At 61.4% G+C, this 24,945-nt stretch carries 24 protein-coding genes and 1 pseudogene; 11 read left to right on the forward strand and 14 right to left on the reverse strand.

Translation table 11 applies throughout. The features are described from left to right. Positions 1–242: 242 nt before the first annotated feature. Positions 243–638 (reverse strand): VOC family protein, encoded by a 396-nt coding sequence (locus NKI24_RS00005; protein ID WP_352742667.1) that lies wholly within the window; start codon positions 636–638, stop codon positions 243–245. 238 nt (positions 639–876) lie between these two features. On the opposite strand from NKI24_RS00005, the gene NKI24_RS00010 reads away from it, so the two are divergent. The 3 genes from NKI24_RS00010 to NKI24_RS00020 all read left to right on the forward strand — a co-directional run bounded on the left by NKI24_RS00010 (position 877) and on the right by NKI24_RS00020 (position 4,034). Next, positions 877–1,182: a ribbon-helix-helix domain-containing protein gene (locus NKI24_RS00010; RefSeq protein WP_023675597.1), complete on the forward strand. Its 306-nt coding sequence runs from the start codon at positions 877–879 to the stop codon at positions 1,180–1,182. Positions 1,183–1,368: 186 nt separating this feature from the next. Continuing rightward, the gene (locus tag NKI24_RS00015; RefSeq protein WP_352742670.1) at positions 1,369–1,842 is read left to right on the forward strand and encodes a hypothetical protein; all 474 of its coding nucleotides are present in this window, start codon (positions 1,369–1,371) and stop codon (positions 1,840–1,842) included. A gap of 104 nt (positions 1,843–1,946) precedes the next feature. Beyond that, positions 1,947–4,034 (forward strand): sigma-54-dependent Fis family transcriptional regulator, encoded by a 2,088-nt coding sequence (locus tag NKI24_RS00020; protein ID WP_352458626.1) that lies wholly within the window; start codon positions 1,947–1,949, stop codon positions 4,032–4,034. 101 nt (positions 4,035–4,135) lie between these two features. On the opposite strand, the gene NKI24_RS00025 is transcribed toward NKI24_RS00020, so the two are convergent. The 9 genes from NKI24_RS00025 to NKI24_RS00065 all read right to left on the reverse strand — a co-directional run bounded on the left by NKI24_RS00025 (position 4,136) and on the right by NKI24_RS00065 (position 13,787). Beyond that, positions 4,136–4,633 carry a DUF1097 domain-containing protein gene (locus NKI24_RS00025; RefSeq protein WP_352742672.1) on the reverse strand — a complete coding sequence of 166 codons (498 nt, stop codon included), beginning with the start codon at positions 4,631–4,633 and terminating at the stop codon, positions 4,136–4,138. A 188-nt stretch (positions 4,634–4,821) separates the two neighbouring features. Then, positions 4,822–5,865, reverse strand: a complete 1,044-nt coding sequence (locus tag NKI24_RS00030; RefSeq protein WP_352742674.1) for an NAD(P)-dependent alcohol dehydrogenase — start codon at positions 5,863–5,865, stop codon at positions 4,822–4,824. 39 nt (positions 5,866–5,904) lie between these two features. Continuing rightward, a complete protein-coding gene (locus tag NKI24_RS00035) occupies positions 5,905–7,533 on the reverse strand; it encodes a molecular chaperone GroEL (RefSeq protein ID WP_352742676.1) in 1,629 nt (542 codons plus the stop codon). A gap of 76 nt (positions 7,534–7,609) precedes the next feature. Further along, a complete protein-coding gene (locus tag NKI24_RS00040; RefSeq protein WP_352742678.1) occupies positions 7,610–8,407 on the reverse strand; it encodes an iron-sulfur cluster assembly protein in 798 nt (265 codons plus the stop codon). 5 nt (positions 8,408–8,412) lie between these two features. Then, positions 8,413–9,435 (reverse strand): amidohydrolase family protein, encoded by a 1,023-nt coding sequence (locus NKI24_RS00045; protein ID WP_352742680.1) that lies wholly within the window; start codon positions 9,433–9,435, stop codon positions 8,413–8,415. Between the two features lie 70 nt (positions 9,436–9,505). Next, positions 9,506–9,877, reverse strand: a complete 372-nt coding sequence (locus NKI24_RS00050) for an MmoB/DmpM family protein (protein ID WP_352742682.1) — start codon at positions 9,875–9,877, stop codon at positions 9,506–9,508. Between the two features lie 16 nt (positions 9,878–9,893). Continuing rightward, positions 9,894–10,952, reverse strand: coding sequence for an aromatic/alkene monooxygenase hydroxylase subunit beta (locus NKI24_RS00055; protein ID WP_352742684.1), 1,059 nt, complete (start codon positions 10,950–10,952; stop codon positions 9,894–9,896). Between the two features lie 48 nt (positions 10,953–11,000). After that, positions 11,001–12,062: an NADH:ubiquinone reductase (Na(+)-transporting) subunit F gene (locus NKI24_RS00060; RefSeq protein ID WP_352742686.1), complete on the reverse strand. Its 1,062-nt coding sequence runs from the start codon at positions 12,060–12,062 to the stop codon at positions 11,001–11,003. Between the two features lie 51 nt (positions 12,063–12,113). Then, positions 12,114–13,787, reverse strand: coding sequence for an aromatic/alkene/methane monooxygenase hydroxylase/oxygenase subunit alpha (locus tag NKI24_RS00065; protein WP_502901418.1), 1,674 nt, complete (start codon positions 13,785–13,787; stop codon positions 12,114–12,116). A 550-nt stretch (positions 13,788–14,337) separates the two neighbouring features. On the opposite strand from NKI24_RS00065, the gene NKI24_RS00070 reads away from it, so the two are divergent. From NKI24_RS00070 to NKI24_RS00085, 4 genes are read left to right on the forward strand one after another with little or no spacing between them, the layout of a single operon-like run. Continuing rightward, the gene (locus NKI24_RS00070; RefSeq protein ID WP_023675585.1) at positions 14,338–14,811 is read left to right on the forward strand and encodes a hypothetical protein; all 474 of its coding nucleotides are present in this window, start codon (positions 14,338–14,340) and stop codon (positions 14,809–14,811) included. Continuing rightward, positions 14,808–15,131: a hypothetical protein gene (locus NKI24_RS00075; protein WP_023675584.1), complete on the forward strand. Its 324-nt coding sequence runs from the start codon at positions 14,808–14,810 to the stop codon at positions 15,129–15,131. Before NKI24_RS00070 ends, NKI24_RS00075 begins: the two co-directional genes overlap by 4 nt. Before the next feature lie 12 nt (positions 15,132–15,143). After that, the gene (locus tag NKI24_RS00080; protein ID WP_352742688.1) at positions 15,144–16,271 is read left to right on the forward strand and encodes a WD40 repeat domain-containing protein; all 1,128 of its coding nucleotides are present in this window, start codon (positions 15,144–15,146) and stop codon (positions 16,269–16,271) included. A 32-nt stretch (positions 16,272–16,303) separates the two neighbouring features. Beyond that, positions 16,304–16,477 (forward strand): hypothetical protein, encoded by a 174-nt coding sequence (locus tag NKI24_RS00085; RefSeq protein ID WP_023675582.1) that lies wholly within the window; start codon positions 16,304–16,306, stop codon positions 16,475–16,477. A 388-nt stretch (positions 16,478–16,865) separates the two neighbouring features. On the opposite strand, the gene NKI24_RS00090 is transcribed toward NKI24_RS00085, so the two are convergent. Together NKI24_RS00090 and NKI24_RS00095 are read right to left on the reverse strand one after the other, a co-directional pair. Next, positions 16,866–17,519 carry a hypothetical protein gene (locus NKI24_RS00090; protein WP_352742690.1) on the reverse strand — a complete coding sequence of 218 codons (654 nt, stop codon included), beginning with the start codon at positions 17,517–17,519 and terminating at the stop codon, positions 16,866–16,868. A gap of 638 nt (positions 17,520–18,157) precedes the next feature. Further along, positions 18,158–20,273 (reverse strand): annotated as a pseudogene (locus NKI24_RS00095) (DUF3363 domain-containing protein). A 484-nt stretch (positions 20,274–20,757) separates the two neighbouring features. Here NKI24_RS00095 and NKI24_RS00100 point away from each other — a divergent pair. The 4 genes from NKI24_RS00100 to NKI24_RS00115 all read left to right on the forward strand — a co-directional run bounded on the left by NKI24_RS00100 (position 20,758) and on the right by NKI24_RS00115 (position 22,783). Next, positions 20,758–21,153 (forward strand): hypothetical protein, encoded by a 396-nt coding sequence (locus NKI24_RS00100; protein WP_352742692.1) that lies wholly within the window; start codon positions 20,758–20,760, stop codon positions 21,151–21,153. A 70-nt stretch (positions 21,154–21,223) separates the two neighbouring features. Then, entirely contained in the window at positions 21,224–21,925 is a 702-nt protein-coding gene (locus NKI24_RS00105) for a hypothetical protein (RefSeq protein ID WP_352743067.1), read from the forward strand. 108 nt (positions 21,926–22,033) lie between these two features. Next, positions 22,034–22,183: a hypothetical protein gene (locus tag NKI24_RS00110; protein WP_352742694.1), complete on the forward strand. Its 150-nt coding sequence runs from the start codon at positions 22,034–22,036 to the stop codon at positions 22,181–22,183. A gap of 66 nt (positions 22,184–22,249) precedes the next feature. Continuing rightward, positions 22,250–22,783 (forward strand): Ros/MucR family transcriptional regulator, encoded by a 534-nt coding sequence (locus tag NKI24_RS00115; RefSeq protein WP_352743069.1) that lies wholly within the window; start codon positions 22,250–22,252, stop codon positions 22,781–22,783. Positions 22,784–22,866: 83 nt separating this feature from the next. Here NKI24_RS00115 and NKI24_RS00120 read toward each other — a convergent pair whose 3' ends face one another. Together NKI24_RS00120 and NKI24_RS00125 are read right to left on the reverse strand one after the other, a co-directional pair. Continuing rightward, on the reverse strand, positions 22,867–23,178 hold the full coding sequence (locus NKI24_RS00120; protein WP_352596123.1) for a DUF736 domain-containing protein: 312 nt from the start codon (positions 23,176–23,178) through the stop codon (positions 22,867–22,869). Between the two features lie 1,149 nt (positions 23,179–24,327). Then, a complete protein-coding gene (locus NKI24_RS00125) occupies positions 24,328–24,834 on the reverse strand; it encodes a YchJ family protein (protein WP_352742697.1) in 507 nt (168 codons plus the stop codon). Positions 24,835–24,945 lie beyond the last annotated feature (111 nt).

Consider the following 24,945-nt stretch of genomic DNA (forward strand, 5'->3'; position numbering starts at 1 on the left):
TCCCCGAACTTGAAACCGACCAATGGATCGTCACCCATCACGAGGAACGTCACTCCCCGCCGGTACGGAAAGTCGCCGACCGGATCGCCGCCTTGATGCGGGCGCACCAGCCGCTGTTTCGCGGCGAGACGCCGATCCGGTAAGCCTCAGGCAGATCGGCCGCCAGTGGAGCCGCACGCTGGCACTCATGCCCTGGCCGACAGCCAAGTCAGATTGCACTGCCACATGCGGCGCGCAACGCCCTATTGGTAGCGGCCGTGGCGCTGCAGCACTTCGATCTGGTAACCGTCGGGGTCGCTCACGAAAAAGAACCGCGCAAGCAGCTCGCCTTCGTGGTTGAACTCGACAATTTTTCGCGGATTGAAACCTGCCGCCGTCAAGCGCTTGTGTTCTGTCTCGATATCGTCGACGCAAAGAGCCATGTGGCCATAGCCGTCACCAAGCGCGTAGGGCTCTTTCCTGCCCTTGTTGATCGTCAGTTCAAGCTCGAAATCGGCTTCCGCATTGTGCAGATAAACCAGTGTGAACGTGACGAAATCCAATCGGTCCGCAACATCGAATCCGAATGCCCTTCTGTAGAAACTGACCGACAGGCTCTCGTCCACCACCCGGATCATGGAATGAATTGCTTTCGCCAAAGGAGCCTCCAGTCTGCCGCGTGGTCTCGGTAATGCGCCTACCGTGGCCCATTGGTTGCAAAAAGGGGTGGCAGCCGGTTACCACGTCGAGAAATTGGCTTAAAGCTGGTCTACGCACTAAGGTCCGATTGTAGTCACTGCAAATTGAGCAGAAAATGCGCGTCGGGTTGGTATCATCCCGGCGGATGAGCGCAAAAACCGCGCTTTCGCACAAAGCCATCAAACGGGAGGTCTTCGCATGTGTAAGGTCTTTGCCGGGCAGGATCCGGAAGGGTATCGGCTGGTCAATCGCTCCATTCGAATAGGTGGCCATTCAACGAGCATCCAGCTTGAGGCCACTTTTTGGACGCTGTTGGACGAGATCGCCCATGGACAGGGCATGACGGCGCCGAAATTCCTCTCGACGCTTTACGATGAAGCACTGGAGATCAACGGGCATATCCCGAACTTTGCCTCCATGCTGCGCACCACGTGCGCGCTCTATCTGCGCGACAGGCAACCACTCGACAGCGAACCCTCGGAATTCACGAACAAGGCAGCCTGACCCGCGGGCATTTATTCAAAATGTCGGGGTACCGGAAATCCCGTGTAGCAGCCGCCTGCTACCAGCGACCCGAATTTTGGCGCTATGTGATATGAATGGCGAACTTCACCGAGGCGGTGTAGAGTTCACCACAAAAGAAGAAATGAGCCGTATCAACGGCAATGCTGAGCGAATCTGGGAGGATTCATGGTCGAGATTATCTCCAAGCGGGATGGCCCGCGGCGCGAGGACGTACAAGTCAAAAGACTGATCGAGCAGAACCGTTCGACCATCGTTCGCCTTGCCGACCAGATCAGCGGCGGCGGCTATTCGGCTTCCAGGAAACCACGCCAGCAACCGAAGGCGGAAGGCCTGATCATCCATGTTGGTGGCGGCGCGGTGCCTGTGCCCGAAGCCAGGCCGTCCATCCAGGTCACCATGAACGGCCGCGTGGTCTCGAAAGATCAGAACACAGGCCGCCAACTTCATCATATCGGTGATATCCGCAATCGGAGTGGGGAACAGATCTTCGTCCTGGCAACGAAGCAGAATGGCTTTTTCTCGCCGGTCGATGAAACCGTCGCCGAGGCGCTTGCCGACGTGGACGGGTCCCGCCTTGCCGCCACCTACACCGAAGAACAGCTTGCCGCCGACATCGGCGCGAAACTCGGCATCGACTGACCGTGCAGACGCCTGGGCGTGCTTGTGCACGTCCAATCCGCGTCAGCATACGAGCGCGACAGCATACAGAAATGGCATACCTCAAAAGGTTCTGTGATGGCTGAATGAAACGCGAGATAGGCCCCAATCAGATGAAGATCGATGCTGTTCCGGCGCGTGCGTCGCTGGCCGCTGGGCAAATGGTTCTGAGCAACATCGACTATGACGAGCGCGCTACCATGCGCGCCTGGGAAACTTTTCTGGCCGACGAGCCCAAATGTGCCCGCGCTCCAATCCAACCCAACCACGTCCGCTCTCTCATTCACGATTCCTGGTATCGCAGCGCCACCGGCGGCATCAACGCTCAAGGTATTGAAGCGCCGCTGAGCAGTGATCGCGACGAGATCGAATATCTGACCCGCGCCAATGCCGAACTGCTTTCGGCGGCGCGGCGGTCGTTCGCCTCCCTTGGCCAGCTGCTGGATGGGACGGGCGCGATGCTGGTTCTGGCCGACAGCGACGGCGTGCTGATCGACGCCATCGGCGACAAGAAGACGCTGCATGACGGCATGGATATCCACCTCGCCATCGGCGGCAAATGGAACGAGGATGCCGTCGGAACCAACGGCATCGGCACGGCGCTGTGGACCGGAGAGCCGACTTTCGTCCATGCGGCCGAGCATTTCTGCGCCGGCATCAAATCCTGGACTTGCGCTGGCGCGCCGATCCGCGATCCGCTCGACGGCAAGATCATCGGCGTCGTCGACCTGTCAGGCTATTCGCCGATCTTCCGGCCGCACAACACCGCGCTCGTTGCCGCCACAGCCCGGCAAATCGAAAAGGCCTTGGCCGAACAGCAGCAGGAACAGCGCACGCGCCTGCTCGAAGCCTTCATTTCCTCGGCTCCCAGCTACCGCCGAAAAGACGGGCTGGTGATCGTCGACCATCGCGGCCGCGCCATCTTCTGCAACAATGTGCCCGACGGCGAGACCACAGAAATGATGGACGGTCCGATGGAACCTGGTCGTGGCCGTTGGCTGATGAACCTTCCGTCGTCCGGGTCGGACGCCGACCTCACCAAGGCGCTGCCGGCACATCTGCGATCCTGCCACATCACGCCACTCAAGCTCGACGGCGACCTCCGCGGCGCGGCACTGGTGTTCCCGTCCGTGCCGACAGTCTCCAGCGTGACGGTGGTCCGTAGGGAAGCGAGCAAGCACCTTCAGGATGCTGTCGCCATGATCGTTGGCAAGAGTGAGGCGCTGCTGGCCGCCGTTGAAATCGCCTGTCGTGTCGCTCAATCGAACAGCGCGGCTTCGTTATTGGTCGAAGGTGAGACGGGAGTTGGAAAGGAGCTGTTTGCCCGGCTCGTCCATGCAGGCAGCCGGCGCGCGGCGAACGATCCGTTCATCGCGATGAATTGCGGGGCGATCACCAAGGATCTTTTTGGCAGCGAATTGTTCGGCCATGTCGCCGGCGCCTTTACCGGCGCCTCGCGGGACGGCAAGCCAGGTGTTTTCGAGCTCGCCAACGGCGGCGTCCTCAGTCTCGACGAGATCGGCGAATTGCCACTCGAGATCCAGCCGTTTCTGCTGCGCGTCCTGGAAGAGCGCGTGGTCAACCGCATTGGCGACAGCCGGGGTCGCCCAGTGGATGTGCGCATGGTCGCCTCGACCAATCGCGATCTCAAGCAGGAAGTTGCCGCCGGCCGCTTCCGGCGCGATCTCTATTATCGAATTGGTGCGGTCTCGATCACGGTCCCGCCGCTGCGCGAGCGCGGTGAGGATGTGCTGCTGCTGATCGAACATTTCAACCGGCAGATCGCCGCCACAGCAGGCGAGGACCCGCTTGAATTCTCGCACGAAGCGCTCGAGGCCCTGCTCGCCTACCATTGGCCGGGCAATGTGCGGGAACTGAAGAACCTCATTGGGCGGCTGCACATCTTGGCGCGCGGCGGCACCGTTGAGCTTCAGGATCTTCCCGGGGAAATCAGTGCGGGCAATCGCAACAATATGACCATGCACGGCGATCATCCCGCAGCCATGCTCGAAGCACCGGTGTGCACATTCGAGGATGCAGAATGCCAGGTCATCAAGAACGCGCTCGCCGCAGAGGGTGGCAATCTCAGCAAGGTCGCGCTGAGGCTCGGTATTTCGCGGCCGACGCTCTATCGCAAGCTCGGACAATACGGCATCCGGCGCGGTTTCATCTAGACCCAGGTCCGTTCACCGGCACAAAACCCGCGGCATTCGCGCCGCGGGGCTGGGGGAAGTTCGTCGACTAGCTTGCCTTCAGGCAGCGGACGCGGAAATGATCAGGCCTTTACGACAGCACCGGTCACTTTCTCTGAGACATAGCCGAGGATGTTGCCGATGATCAGCGAGATCACCGCAGCGGCCGCGACCTTGGTGATGCCGCTGGCGCCTTCGCCGTAAGCGGCGGCGGCAAGCAGAAAAAGCGCGGCGGTCGTTGCGTAGCCATAGACCGCTGACGGAATGGCGCTCAGCCAAGGCAGCTTGGCGGCGAGAATCAGGACTATGATTGAAATGCCGACGCAAATGCCGGCCATGATCGCCGTAACACCAATGGACGTCAGTGCTATCAATGCGCCGGCGGCGCAGATCGCTCCCCAGAGGTTTGCAACCGCCGAATTCTTGAACCCGGCTGCCTTGCCGCCACAGTGATAGAAACTCCCCCAGCCCACAAATACCGCCCAGATCAGCATATAGGGGTTGCCGATCGTGATCGCTGCCCACGTTGCAATGCCACCCATAATGCCGATGACGACGGCCAGCCCTGTAACAAGATCCATGTTGTCCTCCCGTTTTCCACACCACGAAGCAAGGAAACTCGTTTCAGGATCGCGCTTCGCTGACGTCCCGATACGGAAATGCCATGGCATCAGCCACGGAGCTCAGAAGGAAGGCTTGCCGGGTCAGGCAAGCAGTCAGATCGAACCGGACGCGGTAGCCGTTCCGCGCCGCGTTCGGTCCAAATGTTTCAGGGAACGATGACGCCGCGTCCGGTGAACCGTCGGTTCTTGAAATCGTCGAGGGCGGTGTTGATGCTTGCGAGGTTATACTCGGTGTAGTGCATCTTCACCTTGCCGTCGGCGTTCAGTTCCATCAGTTCGACAAGCTCGGTGAAATTGCCGACCAGGCTGCCGCCGATGTTGATCTCCTCGATGACGAGATGCGCGGTCGGCACGTTGATATTGCCGCCATAGCCGACGACGAACAGTTGCCCGCCCTTGCGCACCATCTTCCAGCAGATGTTCTCGACACCGAGTTCACCGACGAAATCGATCACCACATGGGCGCCGCCGCCGGTGATCTGGCTGACCTCCTCGACGATGTTCGGCCCGCCATCAAGGACGTAGTCGGCGCCAAGATCCTTGGCCAGCACCTGTGCTGCCGGCTCGCGATCGACGGCGATGATGCGGCAGCCCGAAATCGCGTGCAGCGATTGCAGCGCGATATGGCCGAGCCCGCCAATGCCGAGCAGGACGCAGTAGCTCCCCGGCCTCAAGAGCTTCGCCGCCCGCTTGGCGGCGCGGTAGGCGGTGATCCCGGCATCAGCCAGCGGCGCCACCTCGATCGGCGTGACATTGGCGTTCAGCTTGATCAGCGAACGCTCGCTGGTGATGAAATATTCAGCGAAGCCGCCATTCATGCCAAGGCCAGGGAATTGGCCGTTGTCGCAGTACATGTCCTCGCCATGGCGGCAGTTGAGGCAGATGCCACATGAGCGGAAGGGATGGCAGATCACCGCGTCACCGCGCTTGACCGACTTGACGCCGCTGCCGACCTCCTCGACCCAGCCGGCATTCTCGTGGCCCATTATGTAGGGCAACAGCGTGCCTTCGGGATCCATGGTCGGCTTCCACACGCCCTCGATGATGTGCAGGTCGGTGCGGCAAAGCCCGGCAGCACCCACCCGCACAATCACCTCGTCGGGCGCGGTGATTGTCGGAGTCTTGACTTCCTCGATCTTGAGCTGGATGTTCATCTTCGGATCGTATTCGTACAGTCTGGCAGCTTTCATCGTCGTATCCTTTCAACGTCGAGATTGTCTGGAATTGCTTCAGGCGCGGCCGAGCTTTTCTGAGCCGCCACCGCGAGCCGGTCCGGCCGTCGGATCCTCATCCTCGGCGAGATGGCCAATCAGCGTTTCGGTGGTCAGGATCAGCGTCGCGACCGAAGCTGCGTTGGCGAGTGCTGTGTAGGTGACACGAACCGGATCAATGATCCCTGCCTCGAACATGTTCTGGTAGCTGCCGGCAGACGCGTTGTAGCCATAGCCGCCGTTGATGCGCGTGACTTCCGCCACGACTGCTTCGGGATCGGCGCCGGCATTGGCGGCGATGCGCCAGAGCGGCCGCGACAGCACCGACCGCACCAGGCGCACGCCCTCGGCGACATCGCCGTCGACGCCGGCCACCTTGTCGAGCAGCGGCGCGATCTGGGCAAGCGCCGAGCCGCCGCCGGCGACGACGCCCTCTTCGGATGCGGCGCGCACCGCATTCAGCGAATCCTCGATGAGCTGGATGGTTCGCTTCTGCTCGACCGGTGTGACACCGCCGGCATAAAGGATCGCGGTGCCGCCAGAGAGCTTGGCCAGGCGTTCGCGCAGCTTGTCCTGATCGATGTTCGGCGGCGAGGCTTCATACTGCCGCTGCACCTGGGCGCGGCGCGATGCGATTGCCGCATGATCGCCGCCGCCGCGAATGATCGAGGTGTAGGACGAACTGGTCTTCACCCGGTCAGCCGTTCCGAGATCGTCGGCGGTGATGTCCTCCAGCCTGCCGCCGAGGTCGCGCGCGATCACCTTGCCGCCGGTGATGATGGCCAGATCCTCCATTATCGCCTTGCGCCAATGGCCATATTCCGGCGGGTGGACGACGAGGTATTTTCCCGGTCCTTGCTTGCCGAGCAGCGTCACCACCACTTCCGGCGACATTTCCTCGGAGACGATCAGCAGCGGCCGACCATCCTCGTCGGCAATGCGGCGAACCGCATCGAGCTGCCCGGGTTCCTTGATCTTGAGGTCGGTCATCAGGATGTAAGGCCGTTCGAGAACCGCCTCCATCTTCTCCTGATCGGTCACCATGTGGTGCGAGAGATAGCCGCGTTCGAAGGACATGCCCTCGACCACATCGAGCGTGGTCTCGGTGGTCACACTGAAGTCCGTGGTGATGACGCCTTCGGCCCCTACCCGCTGATGGGCTTCCGCTACCAGCGCGCCAAGCTTGGCATTGGTCGCCGCAATGTGCGCGACCGAAGCGAGAATGCCGTTGCCCTTGGCGGGCTTGGCCGAAGCCTTGAGCGCGGCCACCACCACCGCCACGGCAAGGTCGATGCCCTTGCACAGATCGACGGATTTCGCGCCGCGTTCATTCGCCTCCACACCACCCTGGATGAGCGCGTTTGCGAGCACGATGGCAGTCGTGGTGCCGTCGCCGGCGACCTCGTTGGTTTGCATCGACACTTCGCGGACGACCTGCGCGCCCATGTTTTCGAAACGGTCGTGCAGTTCGATCTCGGAGGCGATGCTGACGCCGTCGCGGGTCACCATCGGCGTGCCGATCGGCCGGTCGATCATGGCGTTCATGCCTTTGGGGCCGAGTGTCGGCTCGACGGCAGCGGCCAACCGAAAGACACCACGGGCGAGAGCACGGCGCGCTTCGGAATTGTGAAGCATTATTTTGGGCATGATTCCTCCTTCCGCCTTACGGGCGGGTTGTTGGTTAGGGGCCTCGTGCGAGGGAGGCCGTTGTTTCAGCTCTGCTTCAGGCGGTCGGCGCGGCCCGTGCCGGCACGCGATCCATGATGAAATCGACCAGCGTCGGTTCGCCGTCGACCACATCCAGTTCCTTGTATCTGGTCAGCTTGAGCCCACGGCAAAGCGCGCCGTTGAACTCCATATTGATACGCACACCGCGCAGTTCGGCGAGATGGGCACTGAGTGCGCCAGCCGGTATGCGTTGCCCTTCCCATGTCACGAAAACAGGATCATCCGCCCGGCGGCCGGGAAAACGCTCAAGCAGAGCCGCCCTGTACCTCGGCTTCTGTTTGGCCGCTTCGCCCGGTTCTAAGCGTGCGACATCGTATGCCGGCAGGTCCATGTCCAGGATTTCCTGATCGGTCAGGCCGTGCTGCCGCAGGCCGCGCAGGACTGCCTCCTGGCGCCGCTTGAATGCCTTCATCCTGAAGGTTTCGCGCAAAGCGCCGAGATCCTGATCCTCGGCAAGTTCGGCGAATATATCGCCGAATGTCTTGCCGGCCTCCATGCCGCGATTGACCTCTTCCGCGAACATATGGTCGTGCAGCTTCACGCGATAGGCGGGCGACCATGAGAGCTGGTCGAGCGCCTTGCGCACGCCGTCCAGCATCAAGAATGCGAAGTTTGGCGAGCACCAGTAGGTCGGCAGGCGGAAGTCTATCTCCACGCTACCATCGCTCGTCATCTCGGCCCGCTCGACGAAGCCCATCTCCGTGACGGGTTCGTCGAGTTCCGGGTCGTCGACCTCACCAAGGCGCCGCCAGAGTTCCTTCTCGCGGCCGTCGGAAACGCTGGCGGTTGCCATGGTTCCTACTCCGCCGCGATGCTGAAGGGCGCGCTGGCGAGCGCCTTCTTCTTGGCTTCGACGTCGATGTTGTAGAGACGCGCGGCGTTGAGCCCGAGGATCTTTTCCTTGATCTCGTCGGTCAGCTGCACGCCCCTTTCGGCGGCTATATCCTCGGGGATTTGATAGGTCCAGAACTTCTCGACCAACCAACGCGGCGTCCAGATCGCGTAGTCGGAACCGAACAGGATCTTCTCTGGCCCGATCCAGAAGAGCAGTTCGGCGATGACCTCGCCGAAATAGCGCGGGCGGGAATGGATGAAGGGCAGCGCTACCGCCAGCCCGCCATAGACGTTAGTCTCCTGCGTCGCGATCCAACAGAAATCGTCGAGGCGCGGCAGGCCGCAGTGCTCGACAATCCAGTTGAGGTTCTGGAAATCCGTCGCAGCGTGGTCGACGTCATGCACGTCGAAGGCGTCCTTGCTGAGCGGGATAATGGTCGGACCCTTGTGGACGTGAATATTCCTGATGCCGAGCTTGTCGCAGAGCTCGAAGCATTTGTAGGCATCGGGGTCAGTGAGCTTCCAGCCCTTGGAGGCGCCGTTCCATTCGGCCGTGTACATCTTCACGCCCTTGACGTCGTAGGTCTCCTTGAGGAAGTGGATGTACTCAAGCGCCTTCTCACCATCGCGGGGATCAAAGGCGCCATTGACGATAAAACGCTCCGGATAGCGCTTGGCCACCTCGGCGTTGCGTTCGATCGTGTTGAACCCTTTCTTGTAGAAGTCCTTGAGATAGGTCGACTGGACGATCGCCACATCATCGGGACCGTCGATGAACAAGTCGCGATAGAGATCGTCGGCACTGTATTTCTCGAACTTGCTCTTCTCCCACAGCTGTTCCTTCGGGCTGAGCCCCGTGTGATAGGCGTAGAAGCACTCGATGAACTGCTTGCCGTGGATATTCTTTTGGTTTTCCGGGCTGCCGTCCCAGAAATGGGTGTGGCCGTCGACCACGAAAATGTCCTTGCCTTCCGGTGTCCTGTACATACTTGCCTCCACAATGGTCGCGTTGACGGGTCGGCGCGCCGTATGCAACGGCGCGCCAGGTTTTTGGCGGCTATTCGATGTATTCGAACATCTCGTCCATGTTGCCGAAGAGGATCACGGTGTTGTCGTCGACGCGAACCATGCGGCCGTAATGGGTGGAGGTGTTGACCTCGAAGGTCTCGGCCGAAATCTCGCGGCCGAGATATTCGCCGATCGCGTCCATCTTGAAGATCAGCTTGCCGTCACCGTCGATGCGGATCAGCGCCGGCTGGTAGGTGATGGTCACCCCCGGCTTCTGGCCCATGAATTCGGCGATGGCGCGAGCCTCGACCGAGTCGTTCATGGTGACGCCGCACTGGTGCGAAATCGTCTGCTCGAAGGTGATGTCCTTCATCGCCTTGAAGATGTTGGAATGCGATGCATCGCGTGCTGTAGTTGACATGACGATTTCTCCCGTGTCAGCGCTTGAGGCCGAGTTCGCCAAGGATTTGGCCAATCCGCTCCTCGGATTTGGCGCGGACATCCGCGAACGCGACCGGCTTGGAATGCGGCATCGACCAGATCGGCTGCAGGCCGGTGGCTGCCTTGTCGGCGAGCGCGCCGTGCTTCTTGACCCAGCCCTGGAAGAGCTTCTTGTTGGCGGCGCCATGCTTCTCGTCATTGGCGAGCAGGTGCATGAGGTCGATCGTGTTGGCGAGGTTGCGCTCGTAGTCGGCCTCGGCTGCCGAGATCACCGCAGGCGTGATGAAGTCGTGGTTGGCGGCGGCGATCTGCATCAGGAAACCTGAGCGGAACACTTCCCCGACCAGCGGTTCGAAGACGATGTTGATGACGAAGTACTGTTCGAGATAGTCGGTCGCGCCCATGATGGTCTCGACCGCTTCGCGGGTGCCTTGCCAGTTCTTGTCCTCGAGCCAGGCCTTCTTGCCGAGTTCGTCGTCCCAGCCGGGCAAGTCCATACCGGTCTCGGCAAGGTAGAGCGTGATGTCCTGGGCAAGCCGCAGCTTGTAGGACGAATTGGTCAGCGTGGCGTTGTTGATCATCTGGGTGTAGCCGTAGCGCTGCGCCTGCATCAGCGAAGTGCCGAGCCCGAATTCGGCGTGTTTCCAAGCACCTAGCTGCGTCTGCAGGATCTTGACCCAGGCCTTGTCGAAGGTCTTCGGCGCCCCCGACTTGCGGGCATTGTTGATGACGCTCTGCACCATCGTCTCGATTTTCGACTGGCGCTGGTAGTGCGTGCGTTCCCATTCCTGGTCGGGGGCGCGGAAGGCATGCCAGTTGGAGCTCTGCGCGGCGGTGTTCTGCTTGACATAGGCGCCCTTGCCGTCAGCGAAGGAGATGATCCAGTCCTGGATCAGGTAGCGCTCGGGATCGGGCTGCACGTCGACTGTCATGTCCTCATAGTGCGTGGCGCGCTGGCCCTTCGGGTCGAAATATCGGTACTTCCGGCTGTCGGAGTCGGCAAAGATCGCCGCGCCGGCGGCTCCGGATCCGACTGAACTCGAGATAGCTGGCATAGTCTTCACTCCCTTGTTGCAGTTGTGGTTGGCTTGGCGTGGCCGCCCTCAGTGGGCCGGCGTTGCACCTGCCGATGTGGTGAACTTGTCGAAGAAGATCCGCTCCGTCTCGAACCCGTTCATGAACAGAACCGGCTGAAGCGCATCGATCATCGGTGGCGGACCACAGGCATGGACATCGCCCTGCCCGTCGACCGCCAGTTGTTTAAGCTTGGCGTCGACACTCTGGTGCACGAAGCCACGTTCGCCTTGCCATTCGGCGTCGTCGTTCGCGTGCGACAGCACGGGAATGAAGGTGACGTCGGAATGGTTGCCGACCAGCTCGGCGATCCTGTCGAGATAGAACAGGTCGCTGCGGGTGCGGGCGCCGTAGAAGAAATAGACCGGACGTTTCTCGCCGCTCTTCAGATGGTCGTTGAGGATCGACCAGATCGGCGACATGCCCGATCCGGCGCCGACCAGGATCAGAGGTCCTTGCCGTTCGTCGCGTCGGAAACAGGTTCCGTAGGGTCCGACGACGGTGACCTCTGCTCCGACCTTGATTCCCCCGGAATCGAGTTCTCCGGAGAACTTTCCCTCAGGGTATTTTTTGATGATGAAGGAGAGTTTTTGGGTTTGGTCCGGCGTATTTGCCATGGAGAACGAGCGCGTAATCGTCTCCCCTTTTTGCGTTGTAACCGTGATGTCGACATATTGCCCCGCCCAGAACTTTATCGGCGAGCCGAGTTCGATCTCGATGCCGCGAATGTCGTGGGTCAGGTGCTCGATGCGAGCAATCTGGCCCTTGAACGTCTTCACGGCGATCGCTTTCGCCAAAATCTCCTCGTCGTAGTTGAGAAGCTCGACTTCCAGATCGGAGTAGGCGATGCAGCGACACAAAAGGACGTGGCCGCTCTCCTTCTCCATGTCGTTCAGCGCGAAGGTCGAGTATTTCAGCATGTCAACTTCGCCTTCGAGCAAGACGCTCTTGCAGGCGGAGCATTGCCCTTCCTTGCAACCGTGCGGCAGGGCGATGCCCTGGCGAAAGGCGGCGTTGAGCACCGTTTCGCCATGCTCGACATCGAATTCGACGCCGACCGGGCTGAGCCTGACCGAGTGGGTTTCCGACATACGACCTCCAGTGAAAAGAAGGGGGCGGGACAGGCCGCCCCCTTGGCCTGATCAGTTGCAGGGATTGATGGTGAAGCCGGCCCGGTATTCCGCCAAGTGCTTCTCCCGGTCCGCGGGCGACATGGCACGCAGCGCGTTGAGCGGCGATCCGAGCGTGTTGCCGCGCACGTCGTCCAGCGTCCACATCTCCTTGTCGTCGAAGCGCATGTGCGGCTGCGGAACCAGCGTCTTGCCGTCGGAGCGGACGAAGTTCAGGTCCTTGATCGCATCGGCCAGATCCCAGCCGTCATAGAGCGTCTCCCACTCGCGCTTGCCGCTGAAGCGGCCCATGGCGGGCGTCGGACGGCCCTGATACTCGTCGGCGAACGCCACGGTGGCAGTCCACTTGTCGAGCTCGTGGGCGAAGGTGTGCAGCTGACCATCGATCTCGCCAACAACCATGTCTTCGCGGATCAGGCAGGGGACGAGGCAGGACCAGCAGCGATGCGGATAGACGTAGCCGACGTCGCTGTTGAACAGCAGCACCTTCTCGCCCTTGTGGCTGAGCTTGGCGTACCATTTCCAGAAGTCGCCGAACTCGGCGTACCAGCCCGGATACTTGTGCTCGAACCACTCGAAGTCCTTGTCGGTCTGGGCTTCGATGCGCCAGAAATTGACCGGCCAGCCGACCGCGAAGAACTGCCCGACCTTGTGGACGTAGTTCTTCTTGGTGATGCGTTCCCAGGCCGCCTGGACGTCGTCGTGATGGACCTTGATGCCATACTTCTCGAGCGGCAGCATGTAGGTGCGATAATAGTCCTCATAGATCCAGCGATGCCACATTTCCGCGTAGGATTCCTTGTTCTTGTCGCGGTTGGTGGTGCCGTATTCGATGAAGGTGCCGATTGCCGCATCGACGATGGCATGGTTCTGCCAGAAGGCGTAACGCAGGTCGCGCTCCAGCAAGAGGTGGTTTTCCGGCTCCTTGAGTGCTGCCATCAACAGCGAGTGGCCATTGCCGATATGCCGGCTCTCGTCGGACTGCACCGACAGGAAGACGGTCGGCAGCGCGTAGTCGCCGTTGCGGGCGGCTTCCGAAGGCATGGCGACGAACAGCGTGTTGGTGAAGGCGGTCTCGGCGACCACGGTCAGGTACATGCAAGCGGCGGTCATGGTGTCGCCGGTGATGAAGCCTTCCGCGAATTGCCGGCCGATGGTGGTGGCATAGCATTTTCCGAAGGCCTCTTCGGTGATGTCGAAGCCGGCCGGATCGATGTAGTTCTCCATGTACCATTTCTTCAGATTCATCTGGATGGTCGAGTGGCGGAACTCGTCGATCATCTGCATGGTGAAACCGGTCCGGAGTTCCTCGCCAGGTGCGATGCGGGCGACCATCGCCATCGAGCGGGCAGCCGAAATTTCCGGGAAGGGAATGATGGCCAGGAAGAGCTTCATCCACTCGACCCAGCGCGGCTCGACATTGCGGAACATGTCGCCGCGCAAGGCGGCATCGAGCGCGCCATAGACGCGGTTGTCCTTCTCTTCCTGCATCGGGAAGTAGGACCGCAGGACCTGCTTCATCGGGTCGCGCGGCGTCTTGTTGATCTTGTAGTCGGTCGGAAACGTCATTGCTTCCTGCACGTAGGACGGATTCCAGCCGAGATCGGCAATCTTCTTGGTCGCCTCGCCGACGGAGATTCCGCGTTGCGAGGTAATCTTGTTGAGCGTCAGAGACGTCATGGCCATAAGCCTCCACCAGGTTTGAGCCGCAGGTCCCTTGACCCCGGCATGAAGCGGCAAGCACCGCCAGTGAGAGTGCGAGCGGCATGACAAAGCGTTGCGCGTCGAGGCGCGACCCGAGGTCCGGCCGTTCAAGTGGATCGGGGCAAAGGTTTCGAGGCGTCTGACAGGGAGCCGCAGCGCCAACCGCATCTGCGATGGGCGTATCGAAGCGGTTCTGCTTCCTCCGTTCCTTCGTTCTTTTGGCACCGCGTCAAGCGCGATGGGCTTCTTATGAGAATGAACAGTGCAAGCGTCGTGCCAGTTTCGAAACAGTCCCATGGCTGGCGCTCAAAGCAAAATTGCCGCTCTTTCGGCGCGCACCCGGCAGCCAACTGTAACGTTCTTTTACAGTTGTAACTTACGCCTGTAATATTTACCGTATATTCGCACGCGCAGCATATTTAGTTAGCAATTGCAGAAAATCACAACACTCATATTTTCTGTTTAACTCTTCGTCTATCTCTACTATTTGACGGTCATGGCCCACGCACAGGCCTAGCGCTGGAGAAAGACCATGCCGAACGATAGAGACCGAAGGGAACCGCCCGAGCCAATATCCAGCCATGCCGATGGCGTCAGCGGCGATCTCGTGAAACTGATGCCGCGCGACCTGGTCTTCGTCATGCGCTTCATGGGCGAGAGCCAACACCGCCTGCAGAACCATTTCCAGGACTTCATCAGGGCCGAGCTTGCCGGCGGCGGCGTCACCACAAAGACGCATCCGATGATCCATCTGTTCATCGAAAGCCATGCGATCCTGCTGCGCGACTTCGTGTTTTCCGGGGTTTCGCTGACGCGCCAGTTCCGCATCGAAGAGATCGAGCGCCTGACCGGTGACACGACATCGATGATCCGCGTCGACATCTGGGACCAGCTCAAGAGCCACATCGAAACGGCCGAAAAACAGTTCCAGTCGCAGGCCGGCACATTGCCCAAATTGCTGTCGGCTTTCGAGAAACCGCAGGGGCCTTTGGGGAGCGAAAAATGACCGGAGGATCCCACACAGCCCGGCGTGACGCGCTGCTTGCTCGCCGGCTCCGTCTCGTCGCCAGCGTCTCGGCGCTTACCGCGGAAGCGCTGCGACTCAACCAGAAACGCGCCGGCATCGAAATGGACGTGCTGCGCCTGGAACTCGAAATCGGCAGAAGCGGCGCCACCGAGCAACTGGTGCGGGACTTGCATGAGGCAGGGCAGAACGCGGCGGTGATCGCGCAGGCGTGCTCGGCTTGCGAGGATCGCATCATAGCTGCGGAGGGCGATGTCGAGGACGTCGACCGTAAGCTTGCCGCAGCGTCGAACGAGGACTGATGGGAGAGAAACATGAACCAGCAGACGATGCAGAACCTGACCTTGTTCGACCTTCTGGCCCGCAGCTGGCAGCGGCCGTCGGCGATCGCCGATCTGCGCTTCAGCGCCGACGGTTCGGCTGTCGCTTTCACCGCAGTCGACGGAACCGTCGCCATCGCCGCGGTCGCGGATCACGAGCCGCCGGAAGCGCGGATCAGGGTGAGCAACGATCTCGGCCAGACGACGATCCGCCCCAGGGAAAAGCCGCCAGTGCCATTGATTGCCACGGCGGCATTCGGTGACGGCGATGTCCCGCTCGCCACCTATGCGCATTCCGGCTTTCTCGTCGGCGCGGCCAGCGGCGAAGTACTGCACATCAGCGCCGGCGGTGACGTCGCAGCCGCACTGCTCAAGATCGACGGACGAGTCGTCGCCATCGACCACAGCGCCAAGGTGGACATGACGGCTGTCAGCAACGGGCATGATGTCTTCCTGTCGCACGGCCAAGGCAATGCCACGCGGCTGGAACGCGGTGTGACATCGTCGACAGATGCCCTTGCCTTGTCGCCGGGCGGGCGGCGACTTGCCTGCGGCCTTGGCGAAGGGCTGTCGATTTGGGCGGTCGAAGGCGACGCAGCCTTGATACGTGACATCCCCCTTTCCGCGCGCCCGGTGTCGATCCGCTGGAGCAGAGACGGGACCTGGCTGGCCTGCGGGCTCGAAACCGGCGGCTTTGCTCTGGTTAGTCTGGCTGATGGAAGAGCAGACGTCGTCGCAGGGTTTCCATCGCCGGTCCGCACCGTGTGCTGGAGCCAGCCGGCGCATGCGCTGTTTGCGTCCGGCGCGTTCAGGATCGCCGGCTGGTCGATGACCGGCCCGCCTGTTGGCGGCGAGACCTCGGGTGCGCTGGAGACAGGTCGCGCCGGGCTGGTTCTTGTCGAGGCGGTGGCGGCGCACCCGCAGAAGAAACTGATTGCGGCGGGCTACGCCAACGGCCGTATCACCATCGCCCAGATCGGCGCGCGCGACGAACTCCTCATCAGGCCTTTGGGCAGCGCCGTCACCGCGCTTGCCTGGGCCGGCGACGGCAGACACCTCGCGGTGGGTTCCGTTGATGGCACCGCCGCGATCGTCACCTTTCCCGCGCAGATGTTCAAATAGCGGACGCAGCCCACATGAAACAGGAGGATCACATGGAGACCGAACCCACCCCCGAGGACGAGAGCAAGGACGAATTTTTCGAACGGCTGGCCAAGCTGTCGGAAGAAATGGTGGCCAAGCATGGCAAGGATTTCAGCATGGGCGCGCTGGTGCTTGCCGCCCGCTGGATCGCGGAAAACCGCGTCGGCCAGTTGAAGACCAACTAGGGTTCGCATCCATACGGATTGAACTCACGCAGGCGCGGCAAACCGCTTGGAGACGCCATTCGCCTGCCCTTCTCGGTGATGCCGGCTGGCGCGCCAGATGAGGTCGGGCTCCTGCGCGGGCTTGCCCGAAGTCGTCTCAATGATCTTTCTTCGGAGGTGTCGGCCGCCGGCCGGCGCTCCTGAACATGCAAATCTGGTCCTTCTTTCGCTAACGACCCCCACTCACGGTCCGCCTCTTATGATTTCTACCTCGATTTGCCAGGGTGCAAGTTGTGATGGATCAGGAACCTGATCAGGTCCTCTGTTGAGTTCCACGCCGCATATTATGCGACTGTACAGCACCAGCCCGCCACTTGCGGAGCTCGGGACACCGCCCGCAGTGAAAGAACTATTCAGGCATCTTCTCTTGCACCATGCGCACCAGATCACTGAGCGCCGAGCGGATTTGCGGCCAGGGGAATTCGGAGGATCCCTCCCAGGCTTCGCCCTCGCGCAATACGGCATCGAGCTTGCCCGCCACACCGGCGAGCGTCGTGGCGGGGGTGGTTGAGAACGCTTCAAGCAGATCCTCCGCCCGGTCGCCAGCCTCGCGCTCGTCCCTGAGCGCTGCGGTGTAGCCGCCCTCCTCGGCAGCCGCGTCCCAGCGGGCCTGATGTGCCGCCAAATCAGCTTCGGCCTTCTCGCGGAGAGCCGCCATGTCGGGCCCTTTGCCGAGTACATCATTGACCGCCCCGATCGAGTGGACGGTCACGTCTTCTCCCTCCGGCAGGCGGACGGTCACACATGGAAAGCCGATGCTCTCAACAAGCCTCGTCTCCAGGTGTTGCTGCATACGGCAGAGCTGCCCGGTCAATTTGTGGACTCTCTCCCATTCGTGCCAGAGCGCCAGCGCTGGGTCGGCGAGAGGCATACTCGTGGCTGCGGGCGATCCGCCAGAAGCGCTTTTCTCAAGCCCCAAAGCAGTGGACGTGATCATCCCTCCCGCAAGCACTTCCCTGCGAGTGACGAACGGCGAAGTCGTGGTATTGTCGGAATCACCCATGATCCGAGCTCCTCAGAAGCTTGGGTTGTGGTCAGGCTGGGCACGGTGCGCCAACACCGCGCCTAGCCGCACCTCGGACCATCGGCCCAAGGGTATCGCTGATACCTTTGGATCATATAGGAATGATCTAAAGGGATCAACAGGCTTGGTGACAGCAGGACAGATGCGGGCAGCCCGCGCGTTGATTGGTATCGCCCAGGCGGAGCTTGCTCGCCGTGCGGGGGTATCTGTTCCGACAATTAAGCGCTGCGAAAGCGATGGTAAGAACGGTTCGATTGTATCCGCCGAAACCCAAGCAAAGATTCGTACCGTTCTTGAAGCCGAAGGCGTGGAGTTTACCAATGGCGATCGCCCGGGCGTCAGATTGCGGCGACCCTAGCCGGTTGCTGATCGGTTGAACGCAAGATTCAGGATCGTTTTCAGCCACGGCCGACGACCGGCATACACAGCCGGCAGTCGCTGCCAGATCAGTGGCAGTCAGCATGACCTCGGGGCAATGTCTCTATGAACGAAAAAACGTCCCGCCAACTGAGGATGAGTTTCTGTTCGCCGTGCGCGGCTCGCCGGCCAACGGCACGCTGACGATCTCGGCCCCGCGGCACCGTGACGTACCCGCCGGTGTTTAATGCGCGCTACCCTCACATCCCAATCCCCATGCTGCGTCTTCTGCCGAAGCTCCAGTCAATGCCGCCGCTGTTTTGCACGAGTCCAGTGATGTTCTTGCCGATGCGCTTTTCGAGCATCGGCTGCCAGGGCACGAGCCGAAACCCGATGCCATCGTCCAGCATGGCGAAGCGCCCGCTGGCAAGACGGACCGAGCCAAGAAGCGTGCCGCCGACATGGTTGCCGGGCTGTACGGGCGCGAAGGTGAGGCCGCGTGCAGCGGCCATTTCCTTGCCGACGCGCGCGACCTCCTGGCGCTCCAGCGTGGCAACAACGTCGCGCGAGAAGGTGATGGTCCGGCTCGTCGCGTCGCGTTCGGCATGGCCCATCCTGACGAGCTGGGTAGCGCGTTTGTCGAGAGCGTTGTCGACGTCGAAACCAAAGCCTGACCGGACCAGCGGCACGGGGTTCTTGGCCGTAAGCTCCCGGTCGAGCCAGGTGGCGCCGTCGCTGCCGATCTGCGTATCAAGATCGAGCGTCGAGAGCACGCGGACGGAGAAGTCCTTGCCGCGGATATTGGAATCATAGGCGATGCCGCGCTCGGACAGGTCATTTGGAACGCGCCAGTGGCCTTCGTCGAGGCGTTCGACATGGCCGGCCTGGCGCAGCGCTTCGAGACGGCGGACATGGAAACGGACGAAGGCCTCCGGGTCCTTGCCCTGCTCCAAAAATGCCTCGCGGATCGCCTCAAGGTGTTGGCTCGGCCGATAGACACCGTCCTCGCCGGCTACGCTGCCGATGTTGCGGTCGGCCGCACGCGGCTCCTTCTTCGGCAGGATGGGATCAAGCGCCACGATATGGCCGCGGGATGTCGTCGAGCTTTGCCGCATCCGCGGTCTCGACATAATGCGTGCGCCCGTCGACGCCATCGATGACGAGCGACAGCTTGTCGCTCATCTCATCACCCGCAAGACCCTTGGCGAGCACGCGGCCGACGACCGGCTCAGTGATGGTCCCCCGATGCGTTGCGTATTGCGCCGGGCCCCGCTCATGAGCGAGGCCGTGCTCCTCGAGTGCCCGGTGCATGGTCTTGATGATGTCGTTGCGCTCGCCAAGCGCTCGCAAAGTACTTTCGGCCCTGTCGGAAACCACCCATCGGCCGGGCTCGATCTCGTTCGCCAGGCCGAAGTGGGCCAGTGTCTTTGCCCGATCGATCAGCAGATAGCGGTTGCTGGAAATGGTGTAGCTGTCGCTGGCATTGGGACGGAGGTCGACAAGATCGTGCTCCTGCTGTTCGGCGATCAGCATGCGATCGAGCCGTGTCAGCCGTTCGGCCCCGACCTCGTTGGCCAGCTTGCGGGCGACCTCGATCTCGCTTTGCAGGCCGAGCTCCCGCTCCACCAGCTCGCCTGCCCGGTGGCGGATGCTATGCGCGATGTAGTCGCCGGCGATGTTCAGGATCTTGCCGTCATCGGTGACGCCGCGCACCAGGATGTGGGTGTGAGGATGGCCGGTATTGTGATGGTCGACGGCGATCCAGTCGAGGCGCGTGTTGAGGTCGGTCTCCATCTGCCGCATGAGATCGCGGGTGAAGGAGCGCAGGTCTTCCATCTCGGCGGCATCCTCCGGCGCAACGATGAAACGGAACTGATGTCGGTCGCCGCGGCCGCGCTCGATGAAGGCCTTGCCGTCGGGCTCCTCGTCGACGGCCGAGTACACCCTGCCCTTCTCGCCATCGCTGGTCACGCCGTCGCGCTGGAGATAGCGCAGATGCGCATCGACTGCCTTGCTGGTCGTCACGAACTTTTGGCCGCGTCCGGTGGTCCCCTTGCCTCGTCCTGGCAACTTGACGACGCGCCCCTTTACCACGACGCGGCGGGAGCGAAAGCGGACGCCGCTCTCGTCCTGCCGCCATCCGCCACCATCCTTTGGCAACGCTGTCGCGACCTTGCCGCCGCGGCCGCGGGCGTTGAAGCGGCCACTCCCCTTCCCGGCACTGCTTGCGCCCATGCGATTGGGGTTGCCGCCCTGCCTGCGGATGGCAATCTCGACCTGGCGCACGAAGGGCAGCGCGCGCAGATTGACCGGCGCGCCGCCATCCCGCGTCCGGCCGGTGCGCACCTGGAACCTGTCGCTGTCACGATCTGCCATGGCGATAGAATCGAGACTCAGATTCCGCCCTTCAAGGTGGCCGGAGCGCAGAGCGTGCTACGGCGCGCAAAGACTTGTTGTGGCAAACAATGGCGGATCGCACATCGCTAGGGCACCGAAGTTTGTCATTTCAGATCAATACGATAGCGGACCAGCCGTGAGCCACCGCACCTCACGTCATTCCGGCTGGTCTCGAAATCTGCCGGAAAAAACAATGTGCAGACAGACACTTACGAGCGAAGCGAGGGCGAGCGCCAGCTCGCTTTATCTTGCTGTCCCTCTCCGCACTCTGTAACCGTCCGGATCCTGCACACCTAGTGCAATCTCGCAACGTGTGGGGTTCCTTCTTATCGAGGAGGATCTTCGGCGGTGCCTCGACGTTCCTGGGACAAGGCCGACAACTCGTACTGGTCGACGCATGTCGCGACCTGGTATCGGGGGCCGTTTTGAGGTGGAGGAATATTGCCGCCGGCGCAAGCTTTCGATGACGACTTTCGAGCTGTGGGTGCGTCATCTGGTGAGCGCGGAAGATCGGCGCAAACGTGCGGAATATCTGCGGAAATTGCGCCAGGGAAAGCCGCAAAAGCGGGGCAAGAAAGGGCCGCCGAAGCGACGCAAGAGCCCGCGCCGCTACTGCTACAGCGTGCGTACGGACACGATCCGATTTGCCCTGCAGGCGTTCTGGGGCATGCATGTGGAGGCGATGAACTGGAGCGGATTGGGGCCTGCCGAATATGCCGTGGCGCTCGGGCTTTCGCCCCCTGCGCTGCGCAAATGGCGCGCTCGTCTTGAGGAATTCGAATTCGAAGTGGACTGGCGATCTCTGTTGCATCCGAGTGCCCGGGCTCAATTAAGCAGCGCTGATTGCGTGCGGCGCTAATCGCTTGAGACTGCGGGTTGACGGGCGGTCGGACCGGCGCCGCTTCAGCGACGCGCAGAAGCAGGCGATTGTGCAGGAGACGGAGAAGCCTGGTGTCAGTGGCGGAGGTTGCCGCCGCCATGGAGTCGCCACCAGCACGGCCTTCCGCTGGCGTGTCGAGTTTCGGCCTGACCGCTCGCAAGACGCCGCAATTGGCAACTGTTGCGCTCATCCATGGGGCGAAAAAACGAACGCCGGCGACGGCTCCCCTGTGCAATCTCGTGCGGCCGCCGGACGGCATGGTGGCAGTCCGACTGGACGACGGGCGGCGCGTCTTTGCGTCCGTCGGCAGCAATGCGGATGCAGTCAAGCGGCATCTCGCGGCAAGGGAGAACGCATCATGATCGTCGTTGCGGCGGGTGTGAAGATGCATCTGGCGCTCGGTCATACCGACCGTCAAGAGGCTCGACGGGCTCGCCATACTGATCCAGGAGCAGCTGAAAGATGGATCCCTTCTCGGATTCCGAGCGCAATGGACCCCGACCACATCGAACGCGATATCAGCGAAGGCGCGAACATCACTCCGCGCCGTAGCGAACCCGGAAAAGCGCAACCAAAGCGCGGGCCGCTGCCCGATCATCCGCCGCGCGTTGTTGCGGCGGCACCCTGCCCAGCATCTGCGAGAGCATTAGCGAGATCCTCGACTATACCCAGGCGCGGTTTAGATGTAGCGCCACGCCGCCCGAAATGTGTCTGCCGGACCCGTTGGCCCGAAGAGGTTCAGGCAACTTGAACGTCGCCGACCCGTTCCAGATGAATTGCGCCCGAAGCTCCAATTCACCGCCGCCGCCGCGAGGAGGACCGCGCCGCCAAGTGCCGAGAGGATAAAGATTGTACGCGCATGTTCATCGCTCGATCTCCGGTGCAGCAGCTTTCACCGGTTTATCAGCAACTCTGTCCGCAGCCGGGCAGAACGATGGAAGCGAAAGCTTGCCGGCTTGATATTTGCGACGAATACGGTTTGTTGCGGGACAACGAATTATTTGCCTGATTGGCAATAAACAGCCCATCCGTTTCAACGCGCGCCATTAGAGCCATCAGACAAGAGGAAAACTCGATGACCGTTTCTGCAGACCCAAGCGACCAGGCTGATCTCGTATCAATCGCCGCCGACATCGTTTCCGCCTACGTTTCGAACAATCCGCTGCCGGTCGGCGAGTTGTCGAAGCTGATCGGGGATGTCTATGTGGCTTTGCGAGGGATCGGCAGACCTGTGGCTGCGACCGCAGCCAAACTGGAGCCGGCGGTGTCGATCAAGAAGTCAGTGACACCTGATTTCATCATTTGCCTGGAAGACGGCAAAAAGTTCAAATCCTTGAAGCGGCATATCGGAACGCACTACAATCTGAGTCCGGACGAATACCGTCTGAAATGGAACCTGCCCTCCGACTATCCGATGGTGGCGCCAAATTACGCGGCCACCCGCTCGGCCCTGGCGAAATCAATAGGCCTGGGACGCAAGGCGGCAGCGCCAGCGAGAGCTGCGGCGGAAAAGTCAAAACGAGCTGCTCGCGCGGCAGCGGCGGCAGCAATTGCAACGGCAGTCAAGTCGCCGGTGAAGAAGGCGCGCAAGACACCCGTCAAAGCATAGCGTGCTGCACCAGATAGAGGTGCAGTGGTGAACCTGAACCATGGCGAAGCCCCGCCTTGCGCGGGGCTGCGTGTTTAGTCGGATCACTCTGCGGTGCGGCGGGACCAGATGAGCGACAACTCGCCCTCGGTGGCGGTCTCGACCAGGCTTGCATAGATCGGAGCGGGGAAGCTCGGATCGTCGAGCTTGACGGAGTGATAGTCGCGGCCCTCGCGCGAGGTCTTCTTCCATGCCGCGCCGAATTCGATGGCGCCGGCGAAGATGCGGAAGTCCGGACCTTTTTCATTGTCGCCTTCGGCAGGCGTGAACGTCACCGACTTGACGTTGAGGTTCAGGGTTTTGACTGAACCGGAGAAGCCGTTCGCGGTGCGGGAGAATGTGCCGATGGTCGCCATTGTGGTGGTTCCTTCTGTTTCTCGGGCCGCGCCTATCGCGGCCTCGATGGTGGTCTTGAGACCGGGGGCGATCGGGCCGCACCCAAAGCGGCTGAAACGAAGTGGAAGACGGCGCCGCGAGACTTTCTTGGGCCGCGAGGAATGGACGCAAACCGGGGTCCCCGCCAGGTGTGCCGGGTGGGGTGGTACGGCCAGGGGAAGAAAACGAAGCGCCGTCGTTGCGGGAAGACGATCGAGGTTGAGCCAAGCGAAAACGGTCTTCGGTCAGACCCAATCCATTCGAGGGCGCCATGGGCGTAGCTAGGATGGACAGACAGTCACAACGGCGACCGCGATCAGTCACCCGCTTCCCAGCCCCGTCATGAGCGCTTTGGCGGTCAATACAGCTAACCCACACCTCAACCATGAGAATGATGATGCCGCTCCAGGTACCCGCGCCAAGATGGCCGGCGAGCGGAGCTGGGCCGCGCCGTGAAGCTGGGCGGACCGGATCAGTTCAGTTCAGTTCAGGAGGTGGGTGACGCGCTCCATTGCGAGTGGGCGGCCACGCTCTGGTACAGATTGTATTTGTGCGAGCGATGGCCAAAGCCATTTCTCCATCGGCGGCTCATTTGCCTTATGCTTCGTCAATGATCCGAAATCCGCGTTCCAGACTGCAATCCTATGCTGCTTGACCCTATATTGATCAGCGATCTTGCCCCAAGGCATCCATTCCAAACGGCACAACGCGCCACTTGCTGACGCAGTGCGCCGATGTACGAACGTCTCGATATTTTGGGCCGGAAGCGGACTTGCGGCTTGGAGGCTTGGAATGTGAGAAGCGGACGTTCAGGCGCCCCCATGCATCGACGCGATCTGACCCGTTCCAGTCGTTCTCGGCACACCTGATGAACGACTGCTGTGCGCCTCATGTCGGCCGTTAAAGTTAGTTGTGCCACCGCCTTACAGCGGACATCACCGGCGACCGCGCTTGAGGGCGTAGTTGCGCCATGAGCTGTCATCGCCGCGCCAATCTCCGAGCGTCGCGTTAGGGCACGCCTCCAGTCAGGCAGCTTTCGAGAACCGCCCTGCGAAAGCAGACGTTTAGGTCGGCTGGTATGATGTCTGGGTCTGACCCAAGCTGACTTCCGATCTTTGCGGACCCTGACTTCAATTGGACGGCGCCGTCCGCAATTTGAGCAGAGCGATCATGTGTTCCACAGATGAGGCCAGCACAAGTTTAGGCACCGAACGCAGTGCCCGAACGTTCGCCTCGTGGCATTTCCTAATAGGTTTGCCGCTGCCGCAGGGGCAGTTCCAGTGACCGCGGACGCGATTCTGCAAGACCGAGATCAGGAAATTGCCTACAGCGGCGGGATCCCTGTTGCCGATGAACCGCTGATAGAACTCAAGCACGCCTTCGCTACCATGGGGACTTTCGTCGAAGGGCCAAGGCTTGCCCTCCTCGACAAGGCTGTTGCCAATTAGGTAAGGTCGGAGCGCTTTTTCGAGATAGCTGACGATTGCGAAATCGCCAGCCAGCCGGACCCACAGCTCGACCGGTACGCCCACACAAAGCGCTCCGGTTCGGGGAAAGACGTGGCGGTCGATCACGCGCTCGATACGCCCTGCTGTCTCCCAGGCGCTTGGGATCGAGCGCGGGTAATCGTCGGGCAACTCGATTTTGATGCCGTACCGATCCGAGGCGTCGTCATCGCCGAGGACGGCGAAGGTTCCGACAACGCAAACCTTCCGGTCAGTTATTTCCGCGTGCAGCGTTGGATAGCG

Origin of the sequence: Mesorhizobium sp. M0701 (assembly GCF_040320365.1) — a bacterium.
In the GTDB taxonomy this organism is placed as follows: domain Bacteria; phylum Pseudomonadota; class Alphaproteobacteria; order Rhizobiales; family Rhizobiaceae; genus Mesorhizobium.

What these genes read in the sequence shown, in the direction of transcription:
- NKI24_RS00115 (WP_352743069.1), top strand. Translation starts at nt 22,250, where the DNA reads ATGACCGTTTCTGCAGACCCAAGCGACCAGGCTGATCTCGTATCAATC.
- NKI24_RS00015 (WP_352742670.1), top strand. Translation starts at nt 1,369, where the DNA reads ATGGTCGAGATTATCTCCAAGCGGGATGGCCCGCGGCGCGAGGACGTA.
- NKI24_RS00025 (WP_352742672.1), bottom strand. Translation starts at nt 4,633, where the DNA reads ATGGATCTTGTTACAGGGCTGGCCGTCGTCATCGGCATTATGGGTGGC.
- NKI24_RS00065 (WP_502901418.1), bottom strand. Translation starts at nt 13,787, where the DNA reads ATGGCCATGACGTCTCTGACGCTCAACAAGATTACCTCGCAACGCGGA.
- NKI24_RS00055 (WP_352742684.1), bottom strand. Translation starts at nt 10,952, where the DNA reads ATGCCAGCTATCTCGAGTTCAGTCGGATCCGGAGCCGCCGGCGCGGCG.
- NKI24_RS00060 (WP_352742686.1), bottom strand. Translation starts at nt 12,062, where the DNA reads ATGTCGGAAACCCACTCGGTCAGGCTCAGCCCGGTCGGCGTCGAATTC.
- NKI24_RS00090 (WP_352742690.1), bottom strand. Translation starts at nt 17,519, where the DNA reads ATGGGTGATTCCGACAATACCACGACTTCGCCGTTCGTCACTCGCAGG.
- NKI24_RS00035 (WP_352742676.1), bottom strand. Translation starts at nt 7,533, where the DNA reads ATGCCCAAAATAATGCTTCACAATTCCGAAGCGCGCCGTGCTCTCGCC.
- NKI24_RS00010 (WP_023675597.1), top strand. Translation starts at nt 877, where the DNA reads ATGTGTAAGGTCTTTGCCGGGCAGGATCCGGAAGGGTATCGGCTGGTC.
- NKI24_RS00075 (WP_023675584.1), top strand. Translation starts at nt 14,808, where the DNA reads ATGACCGGAGGATCCCACACAGCCCGGCGTGACGCGCTGCTTGCTCGC.
- NKI24_RS00045 (WP_352742680.1), bottom strand. Translation starts at nt 9,435, where the DNA reads ATGTACAGGACACCGGAAGGCAAGGACATTTTCGTGGTCGACGGCCAC.
- NKI24_RS00080 (WP_352742688.1), top strand. Translation starts at nt 15,144, where the DNA reads ATGAACCAGCAGACGATGCAGAACCTGACCTTGTTCGACCTTCTGGCC.
- NKI24_RS00020 (WP_352458626.1), top strand. Translation starts at nt 1,947, where the DNA reads ATGAAACGCGAGATAGGCCCCAATCAGATGAAGATCGATGCTGTTCCG.
- NKI24_RS00030 (WP_352742674.1), bottom strand. Translation starts at nt 5,865, where the DNA reads ATGAAAGCTGCCAGACTGTACGAATACGATCCGAAGATGAACATCCAG.
- NKI24_RS00120 (WP_352596123.1), bottom strand. Translation starts at nt 23,178, where the DNA reads ATGGCGACCATCGGCACATTCTCCCGCACCGCGAACGGCTTCTCCGGT.
- NKI24_RS00110 (WP_352742694.1), top strand. Translation starts at nt 22,034, where the DNA reads ATGTTCATCGCTCGATCTCCGGTGCAGCAGCTTTCACCGGTTTATCAG.
- NKI24_RS00100 (WP_352742692.1), top strand. Translation starts at nt 20,758, where the DNA reads ATGACGACTTTCGAGCTGTGGGTGCGTCATCTGGTGAGCGCGGAAGAT.
- NKI24_RS00085 (WP_023675582.1), top strand. Translation starts at nt 16,304, where the DNA reads ATGGAGACCGAACCCACCCCCGAGGACGAGAGCAAGGACGAATTTTTC.
- NKI24_RS00050 (WP_352742682.1), bottom strand. Translation starts at nt 9,877, where the DNA reads ATGTCAACTACAGCACGCGATGCATCGCATTCCAACATCTTCAAGGCG.
- NKI24_RS00040 (WP_352742678.1), bottom strand. Translation starts at nt 8,407, where the DNA reads ATGGCAACCGCCAGCGTTTCCGACGGCCGCGAGAAGGAACTCTGGCGG.
- NKI24_RS00070 (WP_023675585.1), top strand. Translation starts at nt 14,338, where the DNA reads ATGCCGAACGATAGAGACCGAAGGGAACCGCCCGAGCCAATATCCAGC.